This window comes from Hydrogenophaga sp. PML113, from assembly GCF_001777155.1.
Classification (GTDB): Bacteria; Pseudomonadota; Gammaproteobacteria; order Burkholderiales; family Burkholderiaceae_C; genus Hydrogenophaga; species Hydrogenophaga borbori.
In genome coordinates, this window is the sequence record NZ_MIYM01000011.1 from 14488 (window position 1) to 40026 (window position 25539).

Below are 25539 nucleotides of genomic sequence, written 5' to 3' on the forward strand. Positions count from 1 at the left end.
GCCGGGCCTCAGCCCTCGCGGGCGCTGTCCGCCAGGTCGGGGGGCAGCGTGAAGCTCACCCGGCAGCCCTGGCCGGGCGAGGACTCGCAGCGCACGATGCCGCCGTGGCGCTCGATGATGCGGCGCATCAGCGCCAGGCCCACGCCCATGCCCTCGTAGTCGAGCGAGTGGTGCTGGCGCTGGAACAGCGTGAACACCTTGTCGGCCGCGCGCCGGTCGAAACCCACGCCGTTGTCGTTCACGTAGAACAACCGCGTGCCATCGGTCGCTTCCTGCCAGCCCACCTCGATCCGGGGTTCTTGCACTGAGCGCGTGAACTTCAGCGCGTTGTCGAGCACATGCGAGAAGGCCTGCGCCAGCAGCATCGGGTCGCCGCGCACCACCGGCAGGTCCGGGTCGATGCGCCACGCCACACGGGCCGCGTGGGGATGGCGGTTCAAATGCACCAGCAGGCCCTGCACCAGCGGCCCCAGCGGCACGGCCTGCGCCTCCACGCGCACGCGCGACAGGCGGGTGAAATCCAGCAGGGCATCGAGCATGCCGTTCATGCCTTCGATGGCCTGCATCGCCGATTGGGTGTACTCCCGCTGCACCGGGTCGTCCACCTTCTCCGCGTGTTCTCGCATCAGCCGCAGGTAGCCCCGGGCGTGGCGCAGCGGCGAACGCAGGTCGTGCGACAGGATCTGCGCGAAGGCGTCCATGTCGCGCAGCGCCAGGCCCTGCGAGCGCGTGCGCGACTCCAGTTGCGCCTGCAGGTTCTCGGCGCGCGTGTAGGGCACCAGCGTCTCGCGGTCCTGCCAGCGAGACAGGTCGAGCACCATGGCGTCGAAGCCCAGGTACAGGCCGCTCGGATCGATCAAGGGCATACCGATGAGCAGGGCCGAGAAGCGCTCACCGGTATGGCGGTACAGGGCCAGCCGCAGTTCGCGCATCTGCCCCGTGTGCCGCAGGCCCTCGACGAACCCGTCCAGTGCCGCCATGCGCTCGTCGTGTTCGGAGATGCCCAGGAAGTGGGCCAGCGGCGTCATCGGATGGGCCTGGCCTTCGAACCACGCGTGCGCCGTGGTATTGGCGCTGTGCACCACCCCGTCGGCGGTGATCAGCAGCAGCGCGCAGGGCAACCGGTCGCCCGGGGGCAGCGGCCATTCGGCCACGGGTAACACGGACAACAAGGGACGGTTCGACACGGCAGGCACTCGCTCGGTGACAACTCGCCCTGGGGCGTGTTTGCCGCATCATGCAACGTTCGGCCAGACGGCACCAGCCCTGCCCCAGAAGGGACACCTGTCAATCCTGACGCCCCTTCCCCTGTCAGAACTGTCAGGTGCGCACGCGGCCGTCGCCGGTGAGCATCGACAGCTCGGAGAAGCGCGAGGCGACGTGGTTGTCGGCGCTCAGCGAGATGCTGAAACCGCCAAAGCTGGTGTCGCCGATGGCTTCGAGCCCGCTCACGAGCGTGCCCGCGCCGACGCGGCCGCCCGCGCGGCGCGCGCCTTCGGCCAGCAGGCGTGCGGCCAGAAAGCCTTCGAGGCTGGAGTAGTTGGGCTGCACCTTGTTGCCGCCGCGCGCGATCGCGTCGAGGAACTCGCGCGTGATGGGGCGCGCGGTGGAGAAGGGGTTGGGCACCACCTGCGAAATGGCCACGCCCGCGCCGTCCTTGCCGAGCGCATCGGCCAGGGCCTGCGTGCCGACGAAGGACACGTTGAAGAAGGTGCCGCCGAAGCCGGCCTTGCGCGCCTCGCGCACGAAGGCCGCGCAGGATGCGTAGGCACTGATCTGCACCACCGCCTGCGGCTTGGCCGCGACGATGGTGGCCACGGCCTGGGCGACGTCGACCGAGTTGCGCTCCACCGTGGCCGTCGCCTTGGGCTTGAGCTGGCGCTGCTGCAGCGCGAGCGTCACACCGTCCAGGCCGGCCTTGCCGTACGAGTCGTTCTGATGGAACACCGCGACATTGTTCAAGCCCAGGCCGGTCAGCTGGCGCACGATGAGCTCGGTCTCGTCGTTGTACGAGGCGCGCAGGTGGAAGGCCAGGCGGTTGAAGGGCTGGCGCAGGCCCATGGCGCCGGTGAAGGGCGCGATGAAAGGCGTGTCGGCCTTGGTGGCCAGCGGCAGCGCCGCCAGGCTCGTGGGCGTGCCGATGTAGCCGAACAACGCGGTGCAGCCACGCGAAAGCAGCTGGCGCGTGTTCTCGGCGCAGCGGTCGGGCTCGTAGCCGTCGTCGAGCTTCACGATCTCGACACGCTGGCCGTTCACGCCGCCTTGCTGGTTGAGGTGATCGAAGTACAGCTGCGCGCCCGCGTTGAACTGGATGCCCAGCTGGGCGGCCGGCCCACTGAACGCGGCCGACTGGCCCAGCACGATGCGGTTGCTCTGCGCCAGCAGGGCCGGCGCGGCCAGGCTGGCGGCCCCACCGAGGGCAGTGGCGGCAAAGGCGCGGCGGGTCAGGCCAGCGATGGGGACAGGGCGCGGCGGGGAACGCATCGGACGGGCCTCCTGGGCGGTTCGGCCAGCGGGCTGGCAGATACCCTATATCGGTATGCAGACCTCGCGCATGCTACCGATCGTTGGCACGCGAGCGCTCACGCTCACCGGCCCAGGGTGACCGTTGATCGCGCGATGGCGGGGTGTCGGCCTAGAAGCGCCGCGTGAGCTCGACGCCCGCCGACAGCGAGCGCCCCGCGCCCGGCTCGAAGAAGCGGCCATTGCCTTCGTTGACGATGACCGAGCCTGCGTGGCGGCGGTCCGTCAGGTTGTCCAGGCGCAGGAACTGGCGCCAGGTCCAGGGCCCCGTGGATTGTTCGAAGCGCGCGCCCAGCGCGAACAGGGTGTAGGCCTCGGCCGCGTCGGTGTTGAGGTCGTTCACGAACACGCGTCCACTGCGCCGGGCCTCCAGCGTGAACACGCCGCCCACGGGCGCGGCCCAGCGCGGCGTCCACGCCAGTTGCGCGAACACCTGTTGCGCCGGCAGGCCCGGCATGCGCCGGCCCGCGGGGATGGGGGTGGGCGGGTTCACGTTGGGGCACAGGGTTGCGGTGCAGGTGAGGAAGCCGTCGCGGTAGCGCGCGCTCATGGCGGTGTAGGCGCCCGTCAGCGCGAACTCGCCCAGGGCCCATTCACCGGCCAGCTCCAGGCCCTGGCGTTCGGTGCGGCCGGCGTTCTGGAAAGTGGAGCGCCCGCCGGTGTTGTTCTGCACCACGATCTCGTCGCGCGTGCGGATGTCGAACAGCGTGGCGTTCCACATGCCGTTGGCGTGGCGCCCACGCAAGCCGATCTCGGCGCTGGTGCTGCGCGCGGCGTTCAGGTCGGTGTTGAGGCCGGCGCCGCCGCCGCTGCGGTAGGCGGCCTCGTTGAGCGTGGGCGTTTCGAGCCCGCGCCCCACGCTGCCGAAGGCCTGCAGGTTCGGTGCGATGCGCCAGCGCGCGCCGACCACGGGCAGTGTGCCGCTGTAGCGCGCGCTGCCGCTGTCGTCGCCATTGGCGAGGAAGCGGTCGCTCGACTCGAAGTGCGTGCGCACACGGCGCACGCCGCCCTCGAGCGTCCAGTCCTCACGCGTCCACGCGGCGCGCAGATACGGATCCAGCGTGTCGGCGCGGTTGCTCTCGTCGCGGCGCAGGATGCCTTGCACGCCCAGGGTGGTGCCCACGAAGTTGTTGTAGCCACGGCGCGCGTCGCTCTGGCGGTCCATGGCCAGGCCCGCGCTCAGGTCCAGCGCACCGCCCTGCCAATCGGTTTTCAGGCGCCAGCGCGCGTTGAAGCCCCAGTAGTCGCGGTCCAGGTCGATCACCCCGCCCGAGCTGCCCGGCGCGGCCTGCGCGCCGGTGGGAATGGACTGGAACTGCACCACGCGGCGCTGGCCCGCGTAGCCCATGAGCTCGATGCGGTGCCCACCGCCCAGCGACTGGTCCCAGGCCAGGCCGGCCTGCGTCTGCGACACCGACTTGCGCGTGTTGAAGTTGATCGCGCTGGCATCGGTCTGCTCGGGGTCGGCGTCGAACTGCGCGCGCGACAGGCCCAGGGGGTCGTACGAAAAGGCGCTCTGGCGGTTGAACACCAGCGTGGTGCGGCCGCCCTCGTGCGCGCGCGACAGCTTGGCATTGGCCGTGCTGCGCCGCGCGGCCGATTGCGGCCGCTGGCCGTCGGTCTCGAAACGGCCCACGTCGAGCAGATAGGACCAGCCGGGTGAGGCCGCCGTGCCGGTCTGCCCCGCCACCTGCGTGGACAGGCGCCAGAGCCCATGGGGCCCGACGGCCAGGCCGGTCCGCCACTCGCCTGGGCGCGTGCCGTCCTGTGTGTAGAGCAGGATGGCGCCGCCGCTGGAGGCGCCGTACAGCGCGGCGAAGGGACCGCGAACCACCTCGATGCGGTCGGCGCTGCCCAGCGGGAAGTTGGCCGCCTGGCCCGATCCGTCGGGCGCGCTGGCGGGGATCCCATCGACGAACAAGCGCACGCCGCGCACACCGAAGGTGGCGCGCGCCCCGTAGCCGCGGATCGACACCTGCAGGTCCTGCGCGTAGTTCTCGCGCTGGCGAATGACCAGCCCCGGCACACGCCCCAGGCCCTCGGACAGGTTGATCTGCAGTTGCCCGTCGCGCAGCTCGCTGCCATCGATCACGTCCACGCTGGCACTGCCCAGCCAGCGCTGCGCGGCACTGGCGTTGCCCGTGATCACCACGGGCGCGAGTGCACCGCCATCGGGGGCGGGCACCGCCTGGGCCAGCGCGCCACCGCACAAGCAGAGCCAGGCGCCCGGCACGGTTTGACGAAGCGCCCTCATGGCCGCTGCACGCTCGGTGGCGTAGCCAGGTACCAGGTGGCCAGGTTGTCGATTTCGGCACCGGTCAGGGGTTGGGCGATCACCGACATGGCGTCGTGCCATCGTTGGCCGCGACGTCGCTCCTGCCGGCCGTGCCATCGGCCTTGGGTCATGTGTCTCCTCGTTGGTGGAACCCGGTCGTGCCGGGCCGAACCATTGTGGGTGTGGTGTCCGCCGCGCCACAAGCGGCGGGGCAATACCCCACCCTCACCTACGCCCGTTGTGTGTCGAAACGGAACACCCTTCACCGCCGCGCGCCCGCGGACAGGCCGCGCCAGGCCGGCGATGCGCCCCGGAAGCCGCGGCGCCTCGGGCGAGACCGGGCTGGGGCGCCGTGACGACAGGCGAACCCGAACAGATGGAACAATCGGGCACGCCCGCCGCGGTCCCCTCGGACCCCGGGGCAGGAACCTGCGACATGAACCTTCATCCCCCCCGCGTCCTCAGCATCGCCGGCAGCGACTCCGGCGGCGGTGCCGGCATCCAGGCCGACCTCAAGACCATGAGCGCGCTCGGCTGCTTCGGCATGACCGCCATCACCGCCATCACCGCGCAGAACACCCAGGGCGTGCGCGCCATCCAGGCCCTGCCCCCGGCGCTGCTCGAACAGCAGATCGACGCCGTGGTGGAGGACATCGGCGTGGACGCGGTGAAGATCGGCATGCTGCACGACCCCGAGGTGGTGCGCGCCGTGGCGCGCGCCATCGACCGCCACCGCCTGGAGCGCGTGGTGCTCGACCCGGTGATGGTGGCCACCAGCGGCGACCGCCTCATCGCCCAGGAAACCGTGGCCGTGCTGGTGGCCGAGCTGTTTCCGCGCGCCACCGTGATCACGCCCAACCTCGACGAAGCCGGCTGGTTCGTGGGCCACGCCATCCCCGACGCCGACGCCCTGGAAGGCGCCGCGCACGAGCTGCGCGCCATGGGCGCGCGCGGCGTGCTGCTCAAGGGCGGTCACCTGAGCGGCCCGGTGCTCACCGACCTGCTGCTCGACGGCTCGGGCGTCGCGCGCTGGAGCGGCGAGCGCATCGACACACCGAACACCCACGGCACCGGCTGCACCCTGTCCAGCGCCATCGCCTGCGGCCTGGCGCGCGGTGACACCCTGCGCGAGGCCGTGGCCGCCGCGCGCGAGTACGTGCGCGCGGCGCTGCGGGCCTCGGCCGGCTGGCGCCTGGGCCACGGCCACGGCCCGCTCGACCACGGCTGGGCCCAGCGGCGCTGAGCCGCGCTTGACCCCGGTCAACGTGGCGACACGCCAGCGGCGATAAGCTACGGCCGTCGTTCACCCTTACAGGAGCCCGCATCCATGAGCAAGAAGACCGCCAAACCCGTCATGGCCGTGAACATCGGCATCAGCGAGAAGGACCGCGCCGCCATCGCCAAGGGCCTGAGCCACCTGCTGGCCGACACCTACACGCTGTACCTGACCACGCACAACTTCCACTGGAACGTGACCGGCCCCATGTTCAACAGCCTGCACGCGATGTTCATGCAGCAGTACACCGAGCTGTGGAACGCGGTGGACCCGATCGCCGAGCGCATCCGCTCGCTGGGCCATGTGGCGCCCGGCAGCTACGCCGAGTTCGCCAAGCTCAGCTCGCTGCCCGACGCGCCGTCCGCGCCGCCCAAGGCGCTGGAGATGGTGGCCATCCTGGCCAAGGGCCACGAGGGCGCGGCGCGCACCGCGCGCGCCATGTTCGACCTGGTCGACAAGGCCAACGACGAGCCCACCGCCGACCTGCTGGTGCAGCGCCTCACCGTGCACGAGCAGACCGCGTGGATGCTGCGCGCCCTTCTGGAAGAGTGAGGTCCGTGGCGCCGCCCGCGCCGCCGCGCGCGGGGCGGCTGCCCCACCACAGGGCCAGCGCCATCAGCGCCACGCCCACCAGCTGCCCCGGTGCGAGCCAGCGTCCATAGACCAGGGCGTCGCACACCAGCGTGGCGCCGGGGTAGACAAACTGCAGCAAGGCGGTGCGCGAGGTGGTCAGCCGGGCCATGCCGCCATAGATGAGCACATAGGCCAGCCCCGTGTGCACCACGCCCAGCGCCGCCAGCCAGCCCCAGGCCGGGCCCCAGGCGGGCCAGCCCGCCACCAGCACCCAGGGCCACAAGGCCAGCGCGCCCACGGCGCACTGCCACCAGGCCAGGGCCAGCGGCGGCACCGGCGTGCGCGCGCGCAGCAGCAGGCCCACCACCGTCTGGCCCACCACGGCCACCAGGCACAGGCCCACGCCGGCCATCGACACCGCGGCCCCGACCCCACCCACCAGGCCCGTGGCCAGCGACAGCCCCAGCAGGGCCAGCAGCGCGGCGGCCAGGCGGGCGCGCGGCAAGGGCTCGCCCAGCCACCAGGCGCCGGCCACCATCAGGCACAGCGGCTGCACGTGAAAGACCACCGTGGCCAGACCCACCGACAGGCGCTGGATGGCCGCGAAGAACACCACCCAGCTCAGCACCACCAGGCCGGCGGCGAGCGCCACGCGCCCCACCGTGCCGGCCGGCAGGCGCCACAGCGGCGCCCGCCGCGCGGCCCAGGCCCACAGCGTGAGCGCCAGCAGCCCGAAGGCGCAGCGGAACCAGGCGGCCGAGGCCGGGTCACTGCCCGACTCCAGCAGGAACACGCCCAGCGTGCCCAGGATGAGGCCGCCCGCGGCCATGCGCCAGGCGGCCAAGCGTTCCGTGTGTTCAGGGGCGTCCATGCCCGCACTGTGGGCTCCAGACAATTTTTCGAGAAACGGATAATTCGCATGACTTTCATTCGATAACCAGATTCATGCGCGCCGACGACCTGCAGATCGACTGGCTCAAGTGTTTCGTCGCCGTGGTCGACGCGGGCTCGCTTTCGGCCGCCGCGCCCGAGGTGAGCCGCTCGCAGTCGGCGGTGAGCATGCAACTGCAGAAACTGGAGCGCGCGGTGGGCCGGCCGCTGCTGCTGCGCGGACCGCGCCGGCTCGAGCTCACGCCCGATGGCCAGGCCCTGCTGGGTTACGCGCGCCGCCTGCTCGACCTGCACGCCGAGGCCCGCGCCGCCCTGCGCCCCGACACCCTGATGGGCCGCGTGCACCTGGGTGTGCCAGACGACTACGCCGCGCGCTACCTCACCCCCGTGCTCAAGCGCTTCGCCGCGCGGCACGCGGCGGTGGAGATCGAACTCGATTGCGAGCAATCGACCCGGCTGATCCCCCGCGTGGCCCGCGGCGAACTGGACCTCGCCCTGGTCTCGCGCGACCACGCGCAGCGCGGCAGCCTGCTGTTCCACGAACCGCTGGTGTGGGTGGGCTCTCCGCAGTTCGACGTCTGGCGCCGCGACCCCCTGCCAATCGCGGTGTACGAGGACAGCAGCCTGGCGCGCAAGCACGCCCTGACCACGCTGTCGCTGCAGGGCCGCCGGCACCGGGTCGTGTACCACAGCTCCAGCCTGGCGGGCCAGATCGCGGCGGTGGAGAGCGGCCTGGCGGTGGCCGTGCTCACGCAGTGCAGCGCGCCACCGCACCTGCAGGTGCTGGGCCCCGAACACGGGCTCGGGCCGCTCGCGCCCATGGCCGTGGCGGCCTACCGCAGCCGCGCCTCGCGCGGCTCGCCCGCGGTGGACGCGCTGCACCGCGTGCTGGTGCAGACGCTGCGGCAGGCGGCGTGAGCCGGCGCCCCTGCCGCTGGCGCGCCGCGGCCGGCTTCACACAGGCCCGCCACAATGTCCGCGCATGACCGAGGCTTCACCCGATTCCCTGCCGCCCGTGCTCGCGGGACCCGTGCTGCGCCGCGTGCAGGCGCGGCGCATCGCCTGGTGGCTGGCCTGCAGCCAGGCCCCCGCGCGCGTGCGCCTCACCCTCCTGCCGGAGGATGGCCCCCCCACCACCCACAGCCCCGCCGTGCACACCCTGCGCGCCGGCGAGCGCCTGGCGATCCTGCTGGTCGATCTCGAACTCGACGCCGATCTGGTGCCCGGCGCCTGGACCGGTTACCGCTTTGAGTTCGGCCACGCCGACGGCACCTGGACCGCGCTCGACGACCCCGCCCTCAGCTACCCCGGCCGCGACACCCCGGGCCTGCGCTTCGCGCCCGAGGTGCGCGCGCTGCTGCATGGCTCCTGTCGCAAGCCGCACCACGCGGGCGGCGGCGACGGCCTGGCGCGCGCCGACGCGCACCTCGATCAGCTGCTGAGCGGGGCGACTAGCGAGACCACGCCATGGCCCTCCGCCCTCGTGCTCAGCGGCGACCAGGTCTATTGCGACGACGTGGCCGGCCCCATGCTGCGCGCCATCCACGGCCTCATGCAGCGCCTGGGCCTGCGCGAAGAGGCCATCGCCGGCGCCGACGGCAGCGCGGTGCGCTGCACCAGCGACCTGCTTGCCCACCCCGACACCTACTACCGGCGCGAGCGGCTGCTGCCCCGAACGCCCAAGAGCGAGCGGCTGATCGACCTGGTGTTCGAGGGCGTGAAGAAGCCTATCTTCACCACCGACAACGCGCACAACCACCTCATCACCCTGGGCGAGGTGCTGGCCATGTACCTGCTGGCCTGGTCGCCCCTGCCCTGGCAGGGCCTGGACCTGTCGCCACCGCCCGGACTGGACGAAGAGAACGCCGAACGCTACGCGAGCGAATCGCGCGCCATCGCGGGTTTCCAGCAAGGCCTGGCCGCCGCACGGCGTGCGCTCGCCCACCTGCCCGTGGCCATGGTCTTCGACGACCACGACGTCACCGACGACTGGAACCTCAGCCGCGAGTGGGAGGACGTCGCCTACGGCCACCCGTTCTCGCGCCGCGTCATCGGCAATGCGCTCGTCGCCTATCTGCTCAACCAGGCCTGGGGCAACCGGCCCGAGGCCTTCGGCGGCGACACACTCCTGCAGCAGACGCAGGCCGCGCTCGACGAGCCCGGCGGTGAGGCGCACGAGGCGCTCATCGAGCGCTTGCTGCACTGGCGCGACTGGCACTACGTGTGGCCCACCACGCCGCCGCTGATGGTGCTGGACAGCCGCACCCACCGCTGGCGGTCCGAGGTCTCGCCGCGCCGGCCCTCGGGTCTGATGGACTGGGAAGCCCTCACCGATCTGCAGCAGGCCCTGCGCGGCCACCCCGCCGTGCTGCTGGTGGCCTCGGCCCCCATCTTCGGCGTCAAGCTCATCGAAACGGTGCAACGGGTCTTCAGCTTCTTCGGCCACCCGCTGCTGGTGGACGCCGAGAACTGGATGTCGCACCCCGGCGCGGCCAGCGCCATGCTCAACATCTTTCGCCACCCGAAGACGCCCCAGACCTTCGTGGTGCTGTCGGGCGACGTGCACTACTCCTTCGTCTACGACGTGCAACTGCGCCCGCGCGGGCGGCGCCAGACCATGGACCACCCGGGCCCGCACATCTGGCAGATCTGCAGCAGCGGCTTGCGCAACAGCTTCCCCGATGGCCTGCTCGACAAGCTCGACCACCTCAACCGCTGGTTGTTCTCGCCGCGCTCGCCGCTCAACCGCTTCACGCGGCGCCGGCACATGAAGGTCACGCCGCGCAAGCCAGAGGGCACACCACACGGCCGGCGCCTGCTCAATGGCAGCGGCATCGGCCTGGTGTGCTTCGACGAACACGGCGCGCCGGTGCGCATCCGCCAACTGCTCTGCGACGGCCGCGACGTGGATTTCGTGCCGCGCGAAGCGGAGGCGCGCGAGGACTGATCCCCCGCGGGCGCCCCTCCGCCGATCCGCCCGGCGCGCCCCGTGATCCCCTTCACGGGACACCGACCGCCCACTGCGCTAAGGTCGATGGGCCATGGAAAACGCTTTCGAGAAGCTCGTCGCCGTCTGCGAGCGCATGCGCCACCTGACCGGCACGCTGGAGACCATCCGCAACCTGCTGATGGCCGACGTGATGACCAGCAGCGGCGATACCCGCGCCGCCATGGGCGACACCCAGGAAACCGCGCGCGGCCTGTTCATCCACGCCATGGGCCTGCGCCAGCGCGCCGGCGCCGACCTCGAGGGCACGGTGCAGCTCATCGCCGCCGACACCGACCCCCAGCACGCCGCCCAACGCCAGGAATGGCTGCAGCTCTGCCGCGACCTCGCGGGCACGCTGCAGGGCATCGACGGCGTGCTCACCGAGCTCGAACAACACTTCCGCCGCTGAACCGTGCACCATTCGCCGTTTTGGTGAATAATGATTTGCATGTGCACATATCCGCGAATTACAAATTCGGCCGGCGTCGCCGCGCGTGCGCGCCGCCCGGGAGGCGGTCATGCACGATGAATGGAAGGAGCCGGCCCGCGCGCTGGCCTGGGCCGTGGAGCAGCTGCGCCCACCCCGCGTGCCGCTGGAACGCCTCTCCATGCACCTCAGCACCCGCCCGCACGACGCCAGCGGCGAGGTGGTCCAGGGGCGCGGCATGCCCGACACCGAGGCGCCGCGCGGGGAGCGCCAGGGCGTGCTGCGCCTGTACGCCGAGGCCGTGCTCTTCCTGGTGGTCGAGCTGCGCGCCGAGCCGTCGCGGCGCCTGCCCGGCCGGGTCCAGCTCTCGCTGCCCGACCTGGACGCGCGCGGCGCCGCGGTCCTGGGCAACGCCGCCTGGGTGGTGGCGCGCCGCGCCGTCGCCCACCACGGCCAGCTGTGCGGCACAGTGGTGCCCGCCACCGGCGAAGCCGATGGCGATGCCCGCCCGCTGGAGCCCGGCGGCCCCACCATCCGGCTCGACCTGCAGCGCCTGCTGGCCTTCGAGGAACTGGGTGCGCGCATCGAGCGCGCCGCCACCGAGGGCGATCCGCAGGAGCTGCATTGGCGCTACGAGCGCAGCCGCCTGCAGGACGTGTTCCGCCGCTACCCCTGCCCGCCCGAACTGTTCGAGCAGTTGTGGACCGCCTACCGCAGCTTCGTGGACGGCCTGGGCCCGGTCGCCAGCTTCGAGCAGTTCTACACCGCCCGCATGTGCGCCGGCGGCTTCCTCGAGATGCGCGCCAACAGCGCCTTCGGCCTGCTCGAGCCCCTGCGCGCCTGAGGCCGGTGCGCCGCGCCGCTCGTCCGCCAGCGGCCTGGCCGCGGCGTCGGCGCTCACTAACTCACTTTGTTGAAAGTAAACTCCGCGAAGTGGGAAGTCCACAAGACCCGAGCCGCCCGGGGCCACACCCCGGCAAGACGAGACATGAACGCAACCGCCCTCAAGCGACCCTTGGTCGATCTGTCCCGGCCACGCGCCCAGCGGCCCATGATGGGGCTGGACATCGAGGAATGGCGCGGCGAGAACAACCTGTCCAAGCACGACGCGCAGTACGCGCTGGGGTTCCGCAACTCCAACCACTACAACAAGATGTGCGCCCTGCCCCTGCTGCCCGAGGCGCTGGAGTTGCTCATCCGCCTGTACGAGGAAATCCCGCGCGAGCGGGGCTGGGCGCGCTACTCCATCAAGGAACTGTTCCACCTCATGTACGACCCGGCGCTGGCGCCCTTTCTTGGCACCGAGCTGGAAACCTGGGCGCGCGTGGACCTGGGCACGCGCTTCGCCAAGATCTTCGGCCGCTCTTCGGCGCGCCAGTACCAGTGGCTGTCCGACGACCGCCGCCGCAACGACACCGACCTGCCCGCCTACGCCGTGATCGAGTGCATCCTGAGCAAGCTCAAGCAGGTGGACGATCCGCGCGAGGTGCTCGAGCGCGTGGCGAAGAAGGTCTGGGCCCTGCGCGGCGTGGACCTCGACACCGAATTCCGCATCCCCACGCCCGAGCACCCGCCCACGCGCGAGAAGACCGGACGCAAACCCGGTGTGAAATCGAAGAAGGCCGCCGCCCCGGCGGCCCCCGCCGCGCGCCAGGCCGCGGCCCGCCGGGCCTGAGCGCCCCCACGACAACGGAGACGCGCATGGTGGCCAAGCAACGCGACATGGTGCAGCTGTCCTTCCTGGCCCACACGCGCGACGTGCCCGAGCGCATCCGCCTGCGAGACTGCGGCCTGGGCTTCGCGGGCCAGAGTACCGAACGCGCGGCCGGACTCATCACCGGGGTCTACGGCGCCAGCGCCAAGCAGGCGGCGCTGGTGGCCGCCGCGCGCTGGACGCAGGAGCACCAGCGCGCGGCCGGACTCAACCGCGTGCTCATGGTCGACCTGAACTACCGCGTGGACAACTTCCACCTCACGCGCGAACAGGCGCGCCGCGACACGGTGCAGGAGACCGGCTGGATCCATTTCGACCGCATCGGCGCCGCCCTACGCGACGAGCTGCGCGACCAGTGGGTGGAGTGGATCGTGCGCGACACCGGCACGCGCCGCGCCGCCGTGGCCGACGACTCCCTGGTCGATCTGGCGCTGAAGTTCCCCGACTGCGTGGCCAAGACCTTCCAGCACGAGAAGGCCGTGCGCTGCATCGTGCACCCGGTCAACCCGGCCATCGACCCTTCGATCGTGCTCTGGGCCGCCACCCTGCGCTACGACAAGAAGCGCTTCGAGGACGCGAGCGTGCGCTTCTTGCCGCACGTCCAGATCCAGCTCTGAGCCCGCGCCGGGCGTCGGCGCCGCGCCGCACGGCCGTCGCCGTCAGGCGCCTGCGTCCCACCGTTCATCCCACCGGCACCGCTGGCGCGTGGCCGTTCGCTTGACGCGTCATCCGTCCATATTACGATTCGCGGCAATACATTTCCACAAATCACAAATAAACCTTCCAGGGGCCCCAATTGAACCCGTCGATGCTCTCCTCCATTCAGGCCAGCCTGCAGCAGATGCAGGCCGCGCAGGCCCAACTCGCCGAGGTGCTGCCGTCGGGCGCCGCCCAGGGGCCGTCCTTCACCCAGCACGTGGGCGGCCTGCTGCGCGCCGCGGACGACAAGGGCCACGTCGCGCAGGCCGCCGTCGGTGCGGTGGAGAGCGGCCGCAGCAACGACCTGGTCGGCGCCATGCTCAAGAGCCAGGAAGCCAGCCTCAACTTCAACATGATGATGCAGGTGCGCAACAAGGTCGTCGGCGCCTTCGACGAGCTCATGAAGCTGCCGATCTGAGCGCCGCATGGGCCACGTCTCGCACATCCTCCCACCGGCCGCGGGCGCGCGCCTGTCCGCGCTCGACCCCTGCGAACTCGGCCGTCCCATCCACGCCCTCGACTCGCTGTTCCAGCTCACCCAGCAGGACCTGGACCACGGCCTGGCCACCGCCTTCCCCGGTCGCGTGGGCGCACCGGTGCGCCTGGGCGGCGTGTCGCACGGCCGGTCCACCCCCATCGAAACGCCGCTGCGCTGGGCCAGCTACCACAGCCACCTGGGCCGCAGCGCCTTCGCCATCGAACGCTCCGCCCTCACCGCCCTGCTGGCGCGCCGCTACGGCTCCAGCGACTGGGCGCTCGGCGCGCGCTGCGTGCCGGCGCTGGAGACCGCCACCGAGCAGCGCCTGGCCGCCCAGCTCGGCCAGGTGCTCACCGAAGCGCTGGTGCACCGCATCGGCGGCGGGTCCGCGGCCGACGGCGATCCCTCCCCGCGGCTCGAACAGAACCTGTCCAGCGCGCGCTGCCCCATCAGCGGGCCGGTGATGTTCCTGTGGGCGCAGGTGCTCGCGGGCGCCGAGCCCCTGGGCCTGGTGGTGTTCGCCCTCGACAGCGACACCCTGGCCGCCGCGCTGCGCCAGCTCGCCCCCGCGCGCCGCCAGGGCGCGGCCCGCCCGGCCGACAGCGCCGCCCTGCGCCGCGCGCTGCCGCTGCGCCTGGACGTGCGCCTCGCCCAGAAGACCTTGCCCCTGGGCGAGCTGCTCGGCCTGCGGCCCGGCGACGTGCTCCCCATCCCGCTGGAAAGCGCCACCGTGCGCATCCAGGACAAGCCCGTGCTCAAGGCCCTGGTGGTCGAGCACAAGGGCCGCCTGTGCCTGACCCAACTGCAGGAAGTCTGACCATGTCCATTGATTCCCCCGCCCTCGACGCCCTGAGCGCCGCGCCCGGCGGCGACGACGCCTTCGCCGCCGTGATGCAGGAGATGGCCAGCGCCGGCCAGGCCGAGACGGCGCCACCCGCGCCGGCCGCGGCGGCGGCCCTGGGCCTGGGGCGGCTCATGCGCCGCATCCCCGTCACGCTCACGCTGGAACTCGGCTCGGCCGAGGTCTCGCTGGAAGACGTGGCCCAGCTGCGCCCCGACAGCGTGGTCGAGCTCGACGTGCTCGCCGGCGAACCGCTCACCATGAAGATCAACGGTGTGGCCATCGGCAAGGCCGAGGTGGTGGTCAGCGGCGAGAACTACGGCCTCAAGGTCCTCGAAGTGAGCGGCCTGGACCTGGACAGCTTCGCGCCATGAGCCCCATCGCCCGCCCGCGCGGCGCGGCGCGGCTGGCGCTCGCCGCCGGCAGCGCCGCGCTCGCTTTCGCCGCCCTCGCCTGGCCCGAGGGCGCGCTGGCGCAGGCGGCGAACACGGCGGGCGGCGGCCTGCAGGTCTTCAGCAGCACGACCCACGGCAACACCACCGACTACACCGTCCGCACGCAGATCCTGATCGTCATGACCCTGCTGGGCCTGCTGCCCGCCATGGTCCTGATGATGACCAGCTTCACGCGCTTCATCATCGTGCTCTCACTGCTGCGCCAGGCCCTGGGCCTGCAGCAGGGCCTGCCGGCGCGCGTGCTCACCGGCATCGCGCTCATCCTCACCCTGCTGGTGATGCGCCCCGTGGGCGAGCGCATCTGGACGGAGGCCATGCTGCCCTACGACCAGGGCAGCATCGGCCTGCAGGAAGCGCTGAACCGGGCCGAGGCGCCGCTCTCGCGCTTCATGCTCGCGCAGACCAGCCAGGCCTCGTTGCAGCAGATCGCCACGCTCTCGGGGGTGCCCGAGGTGAGCGAGCCGGCCCAGCACCCCTTCACCGTCAAGCTCGCCGCCTTCGTGCTGAGCGAGCTCAAGACGGCGTTCATGATCGGCTGCATGCTCTTCATCCCCTTCCTGGTCGTCGACCTGGTGGTGTCCTCGGTGCTGATGGCCATGGGCATGATGATGCTGTCGCCGCTGGTGATCTCGCTGCCGCTCAAGCTGCTGCTCTTCGTGCTGGTGGACGGCTGGACCCTCACCGTGAACACGCTGGTGACCAGCGTGCGTGCGATCTAGGGGCGATGCGATGACACCCGAGATCGCCGTCGAACTGGTGGCCGAGTGCCTGAAGCTGGTGGTGCTGATCGTCACCGTTCTGATCACGCCCAGCCTGGTCGTGGGCGTGCTGGTGAGCCTGTTCCAGGCCGCCACGCAGATCAACGAACAGACCCTGAGCTTCCTGCCCCGCCTGCTGGTCACGCTGGCGGCCATCATCGTCATGGGCACCTGGCTCACCAGCAAGCTCATGGACTACGCGCGCGCCATCTTCGAGCGCGCGGCCCAGCTGGCGCTCTGAGTCCGGGCGCCGCGCATGGAACCCGTCTTCGGCCAACTGCTCGCCACGCTCATGGCGCTGTGGTGGCCCTTCGTCCGGGTGCTGGCCGTCCTCAGCTTCATGCCCGTGATCGGCGACAACCTGGTGCCCGTCACCGTGCGCGTGCTGCTGGCGCTGGCGCTGGCCGTGGTGCTGTTGCCGGTGGCCGCGCCGCCGCAGCCGGTCTCCCCGTTCTCGCTGCTGGGCATCGTCACCACCGTCGAACAGGTGGCCATCGGCCTGATCATCGGCCTCGGCTTCCAGATGGTCATGGCCGTGTTCGGGCTGCTGGGCTACATGGCCTCCAGCCAGATGGGCCTGGCCATGGCGCAGATGAACGATCCCATGAGCGGCGCCTCGTCCGACGTGGTGAGCGGGCTCATCTACGTGCTAACCATCCTGATCTTCTTCGCCGTCGACGGCCACCTGGTCTTCAACGGCGTCGTGGGCGCCAGCTTTCGCGCCTGGCCGGTGGGCGCGGGCATCCCCGCGCAGGCCCTGGCGGTGCTGCCGCTGCAGGTGGGCTGGGTGTTCTCGGCCGCGCTGCTGCTCGCGCTACCGGTGATCTTCTCGGCCCTGGTGGTGCAGATCGGCTTCGGCTTCCTCAACCGCGTGGCGCCCACCTTCAACCTGTTCTCCCTGGGCTTTTCGCTCATCATCGTCTTCGGCCTGTTCGTTCTCGCGGGCATGCTGCGGCTCATCCCCCAGCAATACGTTCAGCTCACCACCCGGGTGCTGGAAATGCTGGAACAGCTCATGCGAGGCTGAACGGTGTCCCAGGACCAGACCGGCGACAAGACGGAAGCGGCCACGCCGCAGAAGCTGCGCAAGGCGCGCGAGCAGGGGCAGGTCGCGCGCTCCAAGGACCTGGCCACCGCCGTGGGCCTGGTGGTCTGCCTGCAGGCCATCGTGCTGCTGGCGCCGGGCTACCTGGCCGATTTCCGCCGCCTGTTCGCGCTCGGCTTCGTGGTGGCCGATGGCGACGGCGCGCTCGACAACCTGTTCTCGCACGCCTTCGTTCCGGTGATGCTGCTGCTGGCCAAGATGCTGCTGCCGCTGTTCATCATCCCGCTGTGCGTGCTGATCGCCTCGCTGTTTCCCGGCGGCTGGGTGCTGAGCGCCCAGAACCTGATGCCCAAGCTGGAGCGGCTCAATCCCTTGGGCTACTTCCAGCGCATCACCAAGCCCAAGCACCTGGCCGACTTCGCCACCACCGCGCTCAAGGCCTTCACGCTGTTCGGCGTGCTGTACTGGGTCATGAGCGGCAGCCTCGGCGGTTTCCTTCGCCTGAGCGCGCTGCCGCTGGGTGAGGCCTTGCCGCAGGCCTTCTCGCTGGCGCAGGCGGCCGTGTTCTCGCTGGTGGCGGTGTTCGTGCTCTACGCGCTCATCGACGTGCCCGTGCAGCGCCTGGTCTATCTGCGCGAGCAGCGCATGAGCAAGCGCGACATCAAGGAAGAACACAAGACCACCGAGGGCCGGCCCGAGGTGAAACAGCGCATCCGCCAGATCCAGCAACAGATCGCGCGCCGCGGCGTGCGCAAGACCGTTCCTACGGCCGACGTGGTAATCGTCAACCCCGAGCACTACGCCGTCGCCATCAAGTACGACACCCACAAGGCCGACGCGCCCTACGTGGTGGCCAAGGGCCTGGACGAAATGGCGCTGTACATCCGCCGCATCGCCGAGGAGGCCGGCGTCGAGGTGCTGCGCGTGCCGCCGCTGGCGCGCGCCGTGTACCACACCAGCCAGGTGCGCCAGCAGATCCCCGCCGCGCTGTACCAGGCGGTGGCCGTGGTGCTGCGCCACGTGCTCGCCCTCAAGGCGTTCCGCCAGGGCCAGCGCCGCAGCGAACCCCACCTGCCCCATGACCTCGACGTGCCCGCCCACCTGAGCGGCGACGGACCGACATGAACCCCATGAACACCCTGTTCAACGACCTGAAACAGCTGCGCGTGGCCGCGCCGCTGCTGCTCATGGCCCTGCTGGCCATGATCATCCTGCCGCTGCCGCCGCTGCTGCTGGACGTGCTGTTCACCTTCAACATCGTGCTCGCGATGATTGTTCTGCTGGTGGCCGTGAACGTGCGCCGCCCGCTGGACTTCTCGCTCTTCCCCACGGTCATCCTGGGCGCCACGCTGCTGCGCCTGATGCTCAACGTGGCCTCCACGCGCGTGGTGCTGCTGCGCGGCCACGAAGGCACCGACGCCGCCGGTTCGGTGATCGAGGCCTTCGGCCACGTCGTCATCGGCGGTAACTTCGTCGTCGGCATCGTGGTGTTCGTCATCCTGATGATCATCAACTTCCTGGTGGTCACCAAGGGCGCCGAGCGCATTTCCGAGGTGTCGGCGCGCTTCACGCTGGACGCGCTGCCCGGCAAGCAGATGGCGATCGACGCCGACCTCAACGCCGGCCTCATCAACCAGGAGGGCGCGCAGACCCGCCGCAAGGAAGTGTCGGCCGAGGCGGACTTCTATGGCGCCATGGACGGCGCCTCCAAGTTCGTCAAGGGTGATGCCATCGCCGGCATCCTGATCCTCATCCTCAACATGATCGGCGGCGTGCTCATCGGCGCGCTCATGCACGACCTGAGCCTGGGCGAGTCCTTCAAGCTCTATGCCCTGCTCACCATCGGCGACGGCCTGGCCGCGCAGATCCCGGCGCTGCTGCTGTCGGCCGCGGCCGCCATCATCGTCACGCGCGTCAGCGACGCGGGCGACATCGAGAAGCAGGTGGGCCAGCAGTTGCTGGCCTCGCCCAACGTGCTGTACGGCGTGGCCGGCCTGCTCCTGGTGCTGGGCCTGGTGCCCGGCATGCCGACGCTGATGTTCCTGGCCTTCTCGGGCGTGCTGGGCTACGTGGCCTGGCGGCTCGGCCAGCGCCAGGCCGTGGCGCCACCGCCCAAGCCCGATGCGCTGCAGGCCGCGCTGGTCACCGAGGCTGCGCCCGACATCGACTGGAAGAGCCTGCCCGTGGTGGACCCGCTGGCCGTGGCCGTGGGCTACAAGCTGGTGGGTCTGGTGGACCCGTCGCAGGGCGCGGCGCTGACCAAGCGCCTGAAGGGCGTGCGCCAGACGCTCAGCGAGTCACTGGGCGTCGTGCTGCCGCCCATCCGCACGCGCGACGAGCTGGGCCTCAAACCGACGCACTACCAGGTGCTGCTGCACGGCAGCGTGATGGCCTCGGCCGAGGTCTTTCCCGAGCGGCTCATGGCCATTCCCTCGCCCCAGGTCTATGGCGAGATCGACGGCATCCCCGGCGCCGATCCCTCGTTCCAGATGCCCGTGGTGTGGATCGAGGCGGCGCACAAGGCGCACGCCCTGGGCATGGGCTACCAGGTGGTGGACGTGCCCACCGTCGTCGCCACGCATGTGACCAAGCTGATCCGCGAAAACCTGCCCGAGCTGTTCCAGCATGAGGACGTGCCCGCCCTGCTGGAGCGCTGCGCCGCGCAGGCCCCCAAGCTCGCGGCCGCGCTGGAGAAGGCCTACAGCCCCAGCCTGCTGCTCAAGGTGCTGCGCACCCTGTTGCAGGAGGGCGTGTCGCTCAAGGACATCGTTCCCCTGGCCACCACGCTGCTGGAGAACGCCGAACTCACCAAAGACCCGATCCTGCTCGCCGCCGAGGCCCGCCTGACCCTGCGCCGCCAGATCGTGGCCCAGGCCTGCGGCCAGACCGGCGAGGTCAAGGCCTTCAGCCTGGGCAGCCCCTTGGAAGACCTGCTGATGCGCGCGCTGAGCCAGGCCACGCAGGGCGGCAAGGCGGCGCTGGACAACTTCCCCATCGAGCCCAACATGCTCACCCAGCTGCAATCGCACCTGCCGCTGGCGCGCGAACAGATGAAGCAGATGGCCGCGGCGCCGGTGCTGATGGTGCTGCCGCAGCTGCGCCCCGTGATGGCGCGCTACGCGCGGCTGTTCGCGCCCGGCCTCCACGTCCTTTCATACAACGAAATGCCCGACAGCCGAAGCGTGGTGGTCGTGGGCTCAATTGGTTGAGCCCGCAACCGATATACATCTTTCTCAACCCGAAACCTGATTTCCATGTTCAAGAACATCAACATCGGCCCCCGCCTCACGATCGGCTTCGCCACCGTGCTGGCCCTGCTGGTCGGCACCACCGTGCTGGCCTGGGTGGGTCTCAACTCCGCCCTGCGCGCCACCGAGGACATTGTCTCGGTGCAGCAGCGCCTCAACATGACCACGGAATGGGCCGCGCAGACCACCTTGAACGTGAACCGCGTGATGGCGCAGGCCATGTCACGCAACGACCCGCGCGTGGTCCAGCACTTCGAGCCCCTGATGGCCCAGTCGTCCAAGGACGTCGCCGAGCTGCAGAAGGGGCTGGAGGAGCGCATCACCAGCGAACAGGGCAAGGCCCTGCTCGCCGCCATCAATGAGAAGCGCAACGCCTACCTGGCGGTGCGCAAGCGCTTCTTCGACGCGCTGCAGATGGAGGACTACGCCGGCGCGCAGGACATCCTGGACAAGGAGCTGCCGCCCGCCGTCGAGGCCTACAGCGCCGAGCAGCAGAAAATGATCAGCGGTCAGCGCGCGCTGATGGAGCAGACCGCCACCAGCTCGCGCGCCGCGGTCACGCGCCAGATCACGCTGCTGGCCGCCCTGGCGGTGTGCGCCGTCGCGCTGGCCGCCTTCGTGGCCTGGGCCATCACGCGCTCGGTCACCGAGCCGCTGAAGGAGGCCCTGAGCGCCACCGACGCCGTGGCCGAAGGCGACCTGACCCGCGAAGTGCGGGTGGACCGCCAAGACGAACTCGGCCGCCTGCTCGGCGGGCTCTCGCGCATGCGCGAATCGCTGGTGAAGACCGTGGGCCAGGTGCGCGCCGCCACCGACAGCATCAACACCGCGTCGGCCGAGATCGCCTCGGGCAACCAGGACCTCTCGAGCCGCACCGAGCAGACCGCCAGCAATCTGCAGGAGACCGCGGCCAGCATGGAGCAGCTCACCAGCACCGTGCGCCAGAGCGCCGACGCCGCGCGCCAGGCCAACCAGCTCGCCAGCACGGCCGCCGAGATCGCCCAGCGCGGCGGCAGCGTGGTAACCCAGGTGGTGAGCACCATGGACGACATCAACCAGGCCTCGCGCAAGATCAACGACATCATCGGCGTCATCGACGGCATCGCCTTCCAGACCAACATCCTGGCCCTCAACGCCGCCGTGGAAGCGGCGCGCGCGGGCGAACAGGGCCGCGGCTTCGCCGTGGTGGCCGGCGAGGTGCGCAACCTCGCGCAGCGCAGCGCGCAGGCCGCCAAGGAGATCAAGGGCCTGATCGGCGCCAGCGTGGACAAGGTCACCGTGGGCACGGAACTGGTGAGCCAGGCCGGCCAGACCATGAGCGAGATCGTGGAGAACGTGGTGCGCGTGCGCGACATCATTGGCGAGATCGCCAGCGCCTCGGGCGAGCAGGCCGATGGTGTCAACCAGATCAACGCCGCCGTCTCCAACCTCGATCAGATGACGCAGCAGAACGCCGCGCTGGTGGAAGAAAGCGCCGCCGCCGCATCGAGCATGAACGACCAGGCCGCGCGCCTGGCCGAGGTGGTGCGCATCTTCCGCCTGGATGGCACCGCCGCCTCGGGCAGCATCGCCGCGCGGCCGGCGGGCGAGCGGCACCAGCGCCGCGAGCCGCAGCTGGCGCCGGTCGCGGCGCCTCTGGCGAAGCCCGCGGCACCCGTGGCCAAGCCGCTGGCCACGGCCAAGCCCGTGGCGGTGGCGCCCAAGCCCGCCGCACCGGCCGCCGGCAAACCCCTGGCCGCTGCGGCCAAGGCCCCCGCCAGCGACGAGGTCGGCGAATGGGAGTCCTTCTGATCCGCGCCGCCCGCGACCGCCACCGCGGCCGCTGAAGCCCCAGGCCCGCCGAAGACCTCGGCGGGCTTTTTTCAGGCGCCGACGGGCGCGGCCACCGGCACCAGCCGCTGCACCACCTCGTCGGTGCTGAGCACGTCGCCAAAGAACAGCATCCAGTTGTTCAGGCAGTGCTCGTGCTCGGCCGGCGTGACGGCCGAGAGCGCGTCGTCGACCATGATGGTGGCGTAGTCCATCATCATCGCGTCGCGCGCGGTCGATTCGCAGCAGACGTTGGTGACGGTGCCACCGATGAGCACGTGCGTGACGCCGCGCTCGCGCAGCACCTCGTCCAGGCGCGACGAGCCCGGCACCAGGGCGCTGTAGCAGCGCTTGACCACGCGCTCGTCCTGCGGGTGCGGCTGCAGGCCGGGCGCGATCTGGAAGCCCTCGTGCGCGCTCGCCAGCTCGCGCAGGCGCCGCGCGCTGCGCGCCGGCGTGAGCATGTGGGCGTGGTGGTGCGACCAGAAGTCATCGGCGCCGTCGGCGCTGGTCTGCACCCAGATGACATGCCCGCCCGCCTCGCGCAGCGCGTTCGCCAGCCGGTTCACCGCCGGGAAGGTGGCGCGCGAGGGCGCGCACTCGCCGAGATAGCCCGGCTGCGTGTAGTAGTTCTGCAGGTCGATGACGACGAAGGCCGTGCGTTCGGCCGCCAGCGTGTCATAGGGGTGCAGGCGGCCCTGGCGCGCCACCACGCGCTCGACGACCCATTCGGGAAACTGCATGCTCGCTCCTCTCGGTTCAGGCGTAGCGCTTGGCCATGGCGGCCTCGATCCGCGCGATCACCAGGTACATCAGGCCCGACAGCAGGCCCAGCACCACGATGGCGGTCATCACCACGTTGAGCTGGAAGACCTGGCTGCCGTTGACGATGAGGAAGCCCAGGCCGGCGCTGGCCGACTGGAACTCGCCCACGATGACGCCCACCAGCGCCAGGCCGATGTTCATCTTCAGCGCCGCCACGAGCGTGGGCACGCTGCCCGGCATGACCACCAGGCGCAACACCTGGGCGCGGCTGGCGCCCAGGGTGCGGGCCAGCTTGATCTTGTTCGGGTCGATGCTCTGGAAGCCGTCGTACACCACCATGATGGTGACGAACACGGCGATCGCCACGGCCATTCCGTACACCGAGTACTCGGACCCCAGCCAGATGTAGAAGATCGGCACGAAGGCGATCTTGGGCATGGCGTTGGCCACCACCAGGAAGGGGTCCAGCACCTTGTGCGCGAAGTCCGACCACCACAACCCGGCGGCCACGCCGATGCCGATGACCATGCTCAGCACGAAGCCGATGAGGGTGGCCTTGAAGGTGACCCAGGTGTGCATCAGCAGCTTGCCGTTGTGCAACAGATCGAGGAAGGTCGGCCACAAGGCGCTCGGGTAGCTGGTCAGCATGGGGTTGACCACATGCGTCTTGGCCAGCACCTCCCACAGCACCAGGAAGGCCACCAGCAGGGCCAGGCGGGTGAGCAGGATGCGCTGGCGGCGGCGGCGCTGGCGCGACTGCCATTCGCGGTACGCGGGGCTGGGTTCGCGCCCGGCCGGTGGCGGCGTGGGGGTGGCCATGGTGGCCAGGGTGGCGGAGGCGGTGGTGTTCATGGCGTCATCCTTCCACGTGGACGTCGAGCTCGTCCCACAGCAGCGCGAAATAGGTATTGAACTCGGGCAGGGACCGCACCACGAACGGGCTCGGGCGGCCCGCGCCGTGGCTGGGAAAGCGCATCAGGTGCTGCGACTTGATGCGCCCGGGGCGGCGCGAAAGCACCACCACGCGGTCGGTCATGGCGATCGCCTCGCCGATGTCGTGCGTGACCAGCACCACCGACTTGCCCTCGTCGCGCAGCACCTCCACCACCTCGTCGGCGATCGCCAGGCGGGTCTGCGAGTCCAGCGCAGAGAAGGGCTCGTCGAGCAGCACCACATCGGGGTCGGTCACCAGCGTGCGCGCCAAGGCCACGCGCTGGCGCATGCCACCCGAGAGCTGGCGCGGAAAGTGGTGCAGGAAGTCGCCCATGCCGCACTTGTGCAGCAGGTGCGCGGCCCGCTCGCGGGCCTCGCGCATCGGCCGGCCCTGGATCTGCGCGCCCAGGGTGGCGTTGTCCAGGATGCTGCGCCATTCGAACAGGTAGTCCTGCTGCAGCATGTAGCCCACGCGCGGCGACGGGCCCTTGACTCGCTCGCCGTGCACCCGCACCTCGCCCGACGAGGGTTCGAGGATGCCGGCCATCAGCGACAGCAGCGTGCTCTTGCCGCAACCCGACTGGCCGATCAGGCTCACGAACTCGCCCGGCGCCACCGACAGGCGGATGCGGTCGAGCGCCTGCGTCTCGCCGGCGTCGGTGAAGTAGCGCAGCGAGACGTCGTTGATCTCGATGCGCGGCTGCACCTGCTGCGCCACCGGCGCTTCGGCTTCGAGCACGGCGCTCATGGCGCGGCCTTCGCGGCGAAGTCGGTGACCACGACCTGCTCGTACTTCACGCGCTTGGCCTTGTCGAGCACGCCACTGGCGATCAGCATGTCCTGCAGGCTGTCGACGGCCTCGCGCTGCACCATCGGGTTGGTCTTCCACAGGCCGATGCCGCGGTAGCGTTCGATGGCGGCCACCAGATCGGCCTGGGCCATGGCGGGGAAGTACTCGGCGATCTGCTTGGCCAGATCGGCCGGGGGCGCGCTGGCCACGTGCTTCTGGGCCTTCACGATGGCGTTGGTCCAGGCCTGGGCCACGGCGGGGTTCTGCTTGAGGTAGACGTCGGTGGCGGTGAACACGGTGTAGTCCACCGGGCCCACGACTCGGCCGACGGACGCCACGACCACGCCCTTGCCGGTCTTCTCCAGCATGGTGGCTTCGGGCTCGAGGAAGATGCCGTAGTCGTTCTGGCCCGCCAGCCAGGCGCCGGTGCGCGCGGCCGGGCCGATGTTGTTCACCAGCTTGAGGTCCTTCTTGGGGTCGAGGCCGTTTTTGCGCATCGCCGTCTCCAGGAAGACGTCGGGGTTGGAGCCCGGGCGGAACGACATCACGGCCTTGCCCTTGAGCTGGTCCCAGGCGAACGCGCCCGCGGGCTTCTCGCGCGCCACCAGCAGGAAGCCGTCGGTGGCGGTCAGGCCGGAGAAGATCTTGGGCTTGACCGGCGATTCGCTGTTGGCCACGTACACCGAGGCTTCGGGGCCGATCAGCACGATGTCGGCACTGCCCGACAGCAGGGCGGCCATGCCCTTGTCGGTGCCCTGCGAGGTTTTGATCGACACGTCGAGCCCGGCTTCGCGGAAGAAGCCCTGGCTCATCGCCACGTAGGCGGGGGCGTACAGGACCGAGCGCACCACCTCCTCATAGCGCACCTTCACCGGCGCGCTGGCGGACTGGGCGGCGGCCGGCGACACCAGGCCCAGGCCCAGGGCCAGCGTGGCCGTGGCATGGACCGCGCGCGACCAGAACGATGAGGGGGATGGACGGGGGATTCGGAACATGGCGAACTCCTGTGGCGCGTTGAGGGGCGGGCTTGTCGAAATACTGTATGCAATT

The 25539-nt window shown here is 70.6% G+C and carries 26 protein-coding genes; 17 read left to right on the forward strand and 9 right to left on the reverse strand.

Annotated features, from left to right (window positions below):
• Positions 1–8: 8 nt before the first annotated feature.
• The 4 genes from BHU06_RS18485 to BHU06_RS22885 form a co-directional block, all read right to left on the reverse strand.
• On the reverse strand, positions 9–1187 hold the full coding sequence (locus BHU06_RS18485) for an ATP-binding protein (protein ID WP_175442882.1): 1179 nt from the start codon (positions 1185–1187) through the stop codon (positions 9–11).
• A 133-nt stretch (positions 1188–1320) separates the two neighbouring features.
• On the reverse strand, positions 1321–2484 hold the full coding sequence (locus BHU06_RS18490; RefSeq protein WP_070400690.1) for an ABC transporter substrate-binding protein: 1164 nt from the start codon (positions 2482–2484) through the stop codon (positions 1321–1323).
• A gap of 151 nt (positions 2485–2635) precedes the next feature.
• On the reverse strand, positions 2636–4777 hold the full coding sequence (locus tag BHU06_RS18495) for a TonB-dependent receptor (RefSeq protein ID WP_070400691.1): 2142 nt from the start codon (positions 4775–4777) through the stop codon (positions 2636–2638).
• Positions 4774–4929, reverse strand: a complete 156-nt coding sequence (locus tag BHU06_RS22885) for a hypothetical protein (protein WP_175442883.1) — start codon at positions 4927–4929, stop codon at positions 4774–4776. The genes BHU06_RS18495 and BHU06_RS22885 overlap by 4 nt, the downstream gene beginning before the upstream one ends.
• A 305-nt stretch (positions 4930–5234) precedes the next feature.
• On the opposite strand from BHU06_RS22885, the gene thiD reads away from it, so the two are divergent.
• Entirely contained in the window at positions 5235–6041 is an 807-nt protein-coding gene (thiD, locus tag BHU06_RS18500) for a bifunctional hydroxymethylpyrimidine kinase/phosphomethylpyrimidine kinase (RefSeq protein WP_070400692.1), read from the forward strand.
• A gap of 84 nt (positions 6042–6125) precedes the next feature.
• Positions 6126–6626, forward strand: a complete 501-nt coding sequence (locus tag BHU06_RS18505) for a Dps family protein (RefSeq protein WP_070400693.1) — start codon at positions 6126–6128, stop codon at positions 6624–6626.
• Here the strand turns inward: BHU06_RS18505 and BHU06_RS18510 are convergent.
• On the reverse strand, positions 6574–7518 hold the full coding sequence (locus BHU06_RS18510) for a DMT family transporter (RefSeq protein WP_083293307.1): 945 nt from the start codon (positions 7516–7518) through the stop codon (positions 6574–6576). The genes BHU06_RS18505 and BHU06_RS18510 overlap by 53 nt on opposite strands.
• Positions 7519–7592: 74 nt before the next feature.
• On the opposite strand from BHU06_RS18510, the gene BHU06_RS18515 reads away from it, so the two are divergent.
• From BHU06_RS18515 to BHU06_RS18585, 15 genes are all read left to right on the forward strand, one after another.
• Positions 7593–8456, forward strand: a complete 864-nt coding sequence (locus BHU06_RS18515; RefSeq protein WP_070400695.1) for a LysR family transcriptional regulator — start codon at positions 7593–7595, stop codon at positions 8454–8456.
• Positions 8457–8520: 64 nt separating this feature from the next.
• Positions 8521–10485 (forward strand): hypothetical protein, encoded by a 1965-nt coding sequence (locus BHU06_RS18520; protein ID WP_070400696.1) that lies wholly within the window; start codon positions 8521–8523, stop codon positions 10483–10485.
• Positions 10486–10579: 94 nt separating this feature from the next.
• The gene (locus tag BHU06_RS18525) at positions 10580–10936 is read left to right on the forward strand and encodes a hypothetical protein (protein ID WP_070400697.1); all 357 of its coding nucleotides are present in this window, start codon (positions 10580–10582) and stop codon (positions 10934–10936) included.
• Positions 10937–11045: 109 nt separating this feature from the next.
• On the forward strand, positions 11046–11798 hold the full coding sequence (locus BHU06_RS18530; RefSeq protein ID WP_070400698.1) for a hypothetical protein: 753 nt from the start codon (positions 11046–11048) through the stop codon (positions 11796–11798).
• Positions 11799–11942: 144 nt separating this feature from the next.
• On the forward strand, positions 11943–12629 hold the full coding sequence (locus tag BHU06_RS18535) for a hypothetical protein (RefSeq protein WP_139147112.1): 687 nt from the start codon (positions 11943–11945) through the stop codon (positions 12627–12629).
• 26 nt (positions 12630–12655) lie between these two features.
• Positions 12656–13285, forward strand: a complete 630-nt coding sequence (locus BHU06_RS18540; RefSeq protein WP_070400700.1) for a hypothetical protein — start codon at positions 12656–12658, stop codon at positions 13283–13285.
• A gap of 191 nt (positions 13286–13476) precedes the next feature.
• Positions 13477–13785, forward strand: a complete 309-nt coding sequence (locus BHU06_RS18545; protein WP_070400701.1) for a flagellar hook-basal body complex protein FliE — start codon at positions 13477–13479, stop codon at positions 13783–13785.
• 7 nt (positions 13786–13792) lie between these two features.
• Positions 13793–14662, forward strand: a complete 870-nt coding sequence (locus BHU06_RS18550) for a FliM/FliN family flagellar motor switch protein (protein ID WP_070400702.1) — start codon at positions 13793–13795, stop codon at positions 14660–14662.
• Between the two features lie 2 nt (positions 14663–14664).
• Positions 14665–15060, forward strand: a complete 396-nt coding sequence (locus BHU06_RS18555; protein ID WP_083293308.1) for a FliM/FliN family flagellar motor switch protein — start codon at positions 14665–14667, stop codon at positions 15058–15060.
• A 5-nt stretch (positions 15061–15065) separates the two neighbouring features.
• Positions 15066–15860, forward strand: coding sequence for a flagellar type III secretion system pore protein FliP (fliP, locus tag BHU06_RS18560; protein ID WP_217494357.1), 795 nt, complete (start codon positions 15066–15068; stop codon positions 15858–15860).
• A gap of 10 nt (positions 15861–15870) precedes the next feature.
• Positions 15871–16140: a flagellar biosynthesis protein FliQ gene (gene fliQ / locus BHU06_RS18565; RefSeq protein ID WP_070400704.1), complete on the forward strand. Its 270-nt coding sequence runs from the start codon at positions 15871–15873 to the stop codon at positions 16138–16140.
• 15 nt (positions 16141–16155) lie between these two features.
• The gene (gene fliR, locus BHU06_RS18570) at positions 16156–16926 is read left to right on the forward strand and encodes a flagellar biosynthetic protein FliR (RefSeq protein WP_070400705.1); all 771 of its coding nucleotides are present in this window, start codon (positions 16156–16158) and stop codon (positions 16924–16926) included.
• A 3-nt stretch (positions 16927–16929) separates the two neighbouring features.
• Entirely contained in the window at positions 16930–18069 is a 1140-nt protein-coding gene (flhB, locus tag BHU06_RS18575; protein WP_070400706.1) for a flagellar type III secretion system protein FlhB, read from the forward strand.
• Complete coding sequence (locus BHU06_RS18580; protein ID WP_070400707.1) at positions 18066–20153, forward strand: flagellar biosynthesis protein FlhA; 2088 nt, start codon at positions 18066–18068, stop codon at positions 20151–20153. Before flhB ends, BHU06_RS18580 begins: the two co-directional genes overlap by 4 nt.
• Positions 20154–20198: 45 nt before the next feature.
• Positions 20199–21983 (forward strand): methyl-accepting chemotaxis protein, encoded by a 1785-nt coding sequence (locus BHU06_RS18585; protein ID WP_070400708.1) that lies wholly within the window; start codon positions 20199–20201, stop codon positions 21981–21983.
• A 71-nt stretch (positions 21984–22054) separates the two neighbouring features.
• Here BHU06_RS18585 and BHU06_RS18590 read toward each other — a convergent pair whose 3' ends face one another.
• From BHU06_RS18590 to BHU06_RS18605, 4 genes are read right to left on the reverse strand one after another with little or no spacing between them, the layout of a single operon-like run.
• A complete protein-coding gene (locus BHU06_RS18590; RefSeq protein ID WP_070400709.1) occupies positions 22055–22744 on the reverse strand; it encodes a cysteine hydrolase in 690 nt (229 codons plus the stop codon).
• Positions 22745–22760: 16 nt separating this feature from the next.
• The gene (locus BHU06_RS18595) at positions 22761–23585 is read right to left on the reverse strand and encodes an ABC transporter permease (RefSeq protein ID WP_139147115.1); all 825 of its coding nucleotides are present in this window, start codon (positions 23583–23585) and stop codon (positions 22761–22763) included.
• 37 nt (positions 23586–23622) lie between these two features.
• Positions 23623–24447 (reverse strand): ABC transporter ATP-binding protein, encoded by an 825-nt coding sequence (locus tag BHU06_RS18600; protein WP_070400711.1) that lies wholly within the window; start codon positions 24445–24447, stop codon positions 23623–23625.
• Positions 24444–25484, reverse strand: coding sequence for an ABC transporter substrate-binding protein (locus BHU06_RS18605; protein ID WP_070400712.1), 1041 nt, complete (start codon positions 25482–25484; stop codon positions 24444–24446). The genes BHU06_RS18600 and BHU06_RS18605 overlap by 4 nt, the downstream gene beginning before the upstream one ends.
• Positions 25485–25539 lie beyond the last annotated feature (55 nt).

Bases quoted from the DNA above. Each gene is read 5' to 3' on its own strand.
- BHU06_RS18490 (WP_070400690.1), bottom strand. From the start codon at position 2,484: ATGCGTTCCCCGCCGCGCCCTGTCCCCATCGCTGGCCTGACCCGCCGC.
- BHU06_RS18495 (WP_070400691.1), bottom strand. From the start codon at position 4,777: ATGAGGGCGCTTCGTCAAACCGTGCCGGGCGCCTGGCTCTGCTTGTGC.
- BHU06_RS22885 (WP_175442883.1), bottom strand. From the start codon at position 4,929: ATGACCCAAGGCCGATGGCACGGCCGGCAGGAGCGACGTCGCGGCCAA.
- thiD (WP_070400692.1), top strand. From the start codon at position 5,235: ATGAACCTTCATCCCCCCCGCGTCCTCAGCATCGCCGGCAGCGACTCC.
- BHU06_RS18505 (WP_070400693.1), top strand. From the start codon at position 6,126: ATGAGCAAGAAGACCGCCAAACCCGTCATGGCCGTGAACATCGGCATC.
- BHU06_RS18510 (WP_083293307.1), bottom strand. From the start codon at position 7,518: ATGGACGCCCCTGAACACACGGAACGCTTGGCCGCCTGGCGCATGGCC.
- BHU06_RS18515 (WP_070400695.1), top strand. From the start codon at position 7,593: ATGCGCGCCGACGACCTGCAGATCGACTGGCTCAAGTGTTTCGTCGCC.
- BHU06_RS18520 (WP_070400696.1), top strand. From the start codon at position 8,521: ATGACCGAGGCTTCACCCGATTCCCTGCCGCCCGTGCTCGCGGGACCC.
- BHU06_RS18525 (WP_070400697.1), top strand. From the start codon at position 10,580: ATGGAAAACGCTTTCGAGAAGCTCGTCGCCGTCTGCGAGCGCATGCGC.
- BHU06_RS18530 (WP_070400698.1), top strand. From the start codon at position 11,046: ATGCACGATGAATGGAAGGAGCCGGCCCGCGCGCTGGCCTGGGCCGTG.
- BHU06_RS18535 (WP_139147112.1), top strand. From the start codon at position 11,943: ATGAACGCAACCGCCCTCAAGCGACCCTTGGTCGATCTGTCCCGGCCA.
- BHU06_RS18540 (WP_070400700.1), top strand. From the start codon at position 12,656: ATGGTGGCCAAGCAACGCGACATGGTGCAGCTGTCCTTCCTGGCCCAC.
- BHU06_RS18545 (WP_070400701.1), top strand. From the start codon at position 13,477: ATGCTCTCCTCCATTCAGGCCAGCCTGCAGCAGATGCAGGCCGCGCAG.
- BHU06_RS18550 (WP_070400702.1), top strand. From the start codon at position 13,793: ATGGGCCACGTCTCGCACATCCTCCCACCGGCCGCGGGCGCGCGCCTG.
- BHU06_RS18555 (WP_083293308.1), top strand. From the start codon at position 14,665: ATGTCCATTGATTCCCCCGCCCTCGACGCCCTGAGCGCCGCGCCCGGC.
- fliQ (WP_070400704.1), top strand. From the start codon at position 15,871: ATGACACCCGAGATCGCCGTCGAACTGGTGGCCGAGTGCCTGAAGCTG.
- fliR (WP_070400705.1), top strand. From the start codon at position 16,156: ATGGAACCCGTCTTCGGCCAACTGCTCGCCACGCTCATGGCGCTGTGG.
- BHU06_RS18580 (WP_070400707.1), top strand. From the start codon at position 18,066: ATGAACCCCATGAACACCCTGTTCAACGACCTGAAACAGCTGCGCGTG.
- BHU06_RS18585 (WP_070400708.1), top strand. From the start codon at position 20,199: ATGTTCAAGAACATCAACATCGGCCCCCGCCTCACGATCGGCTTCGCC.
- BHU06_RS18590 (WP_070400709.1), bottom strand. From the start codon at position 22,744: ATGCAGTTTCCCGAATGGGTCGTCGAGCGCGTGGTGGCGCGCCAGGGC.
- BHU06_RS18595 (WP_139147115.1), bottom strand. From the start codon at position 23,585: ATGGCCACCCCCACGCCGCCACCGGCCGGGCGCGAACCCAGCCCCGCG.
- BHU06_RS18600 (WP_070400711.1), bottom strand. From the start codon at position 24,447: ATGAGCGCCGTGCTCGAAGCCGAAGCGCCGGTGGCGCAGCAGGTGCAG.
- BHU06_RS18605 (WP_070400712.1), bottom strand. From the start codon at position 25,484: ATGTTCCGAATCCCCCGTCCATCCCCCTCATCGTTCTGGTCGCGCGCG.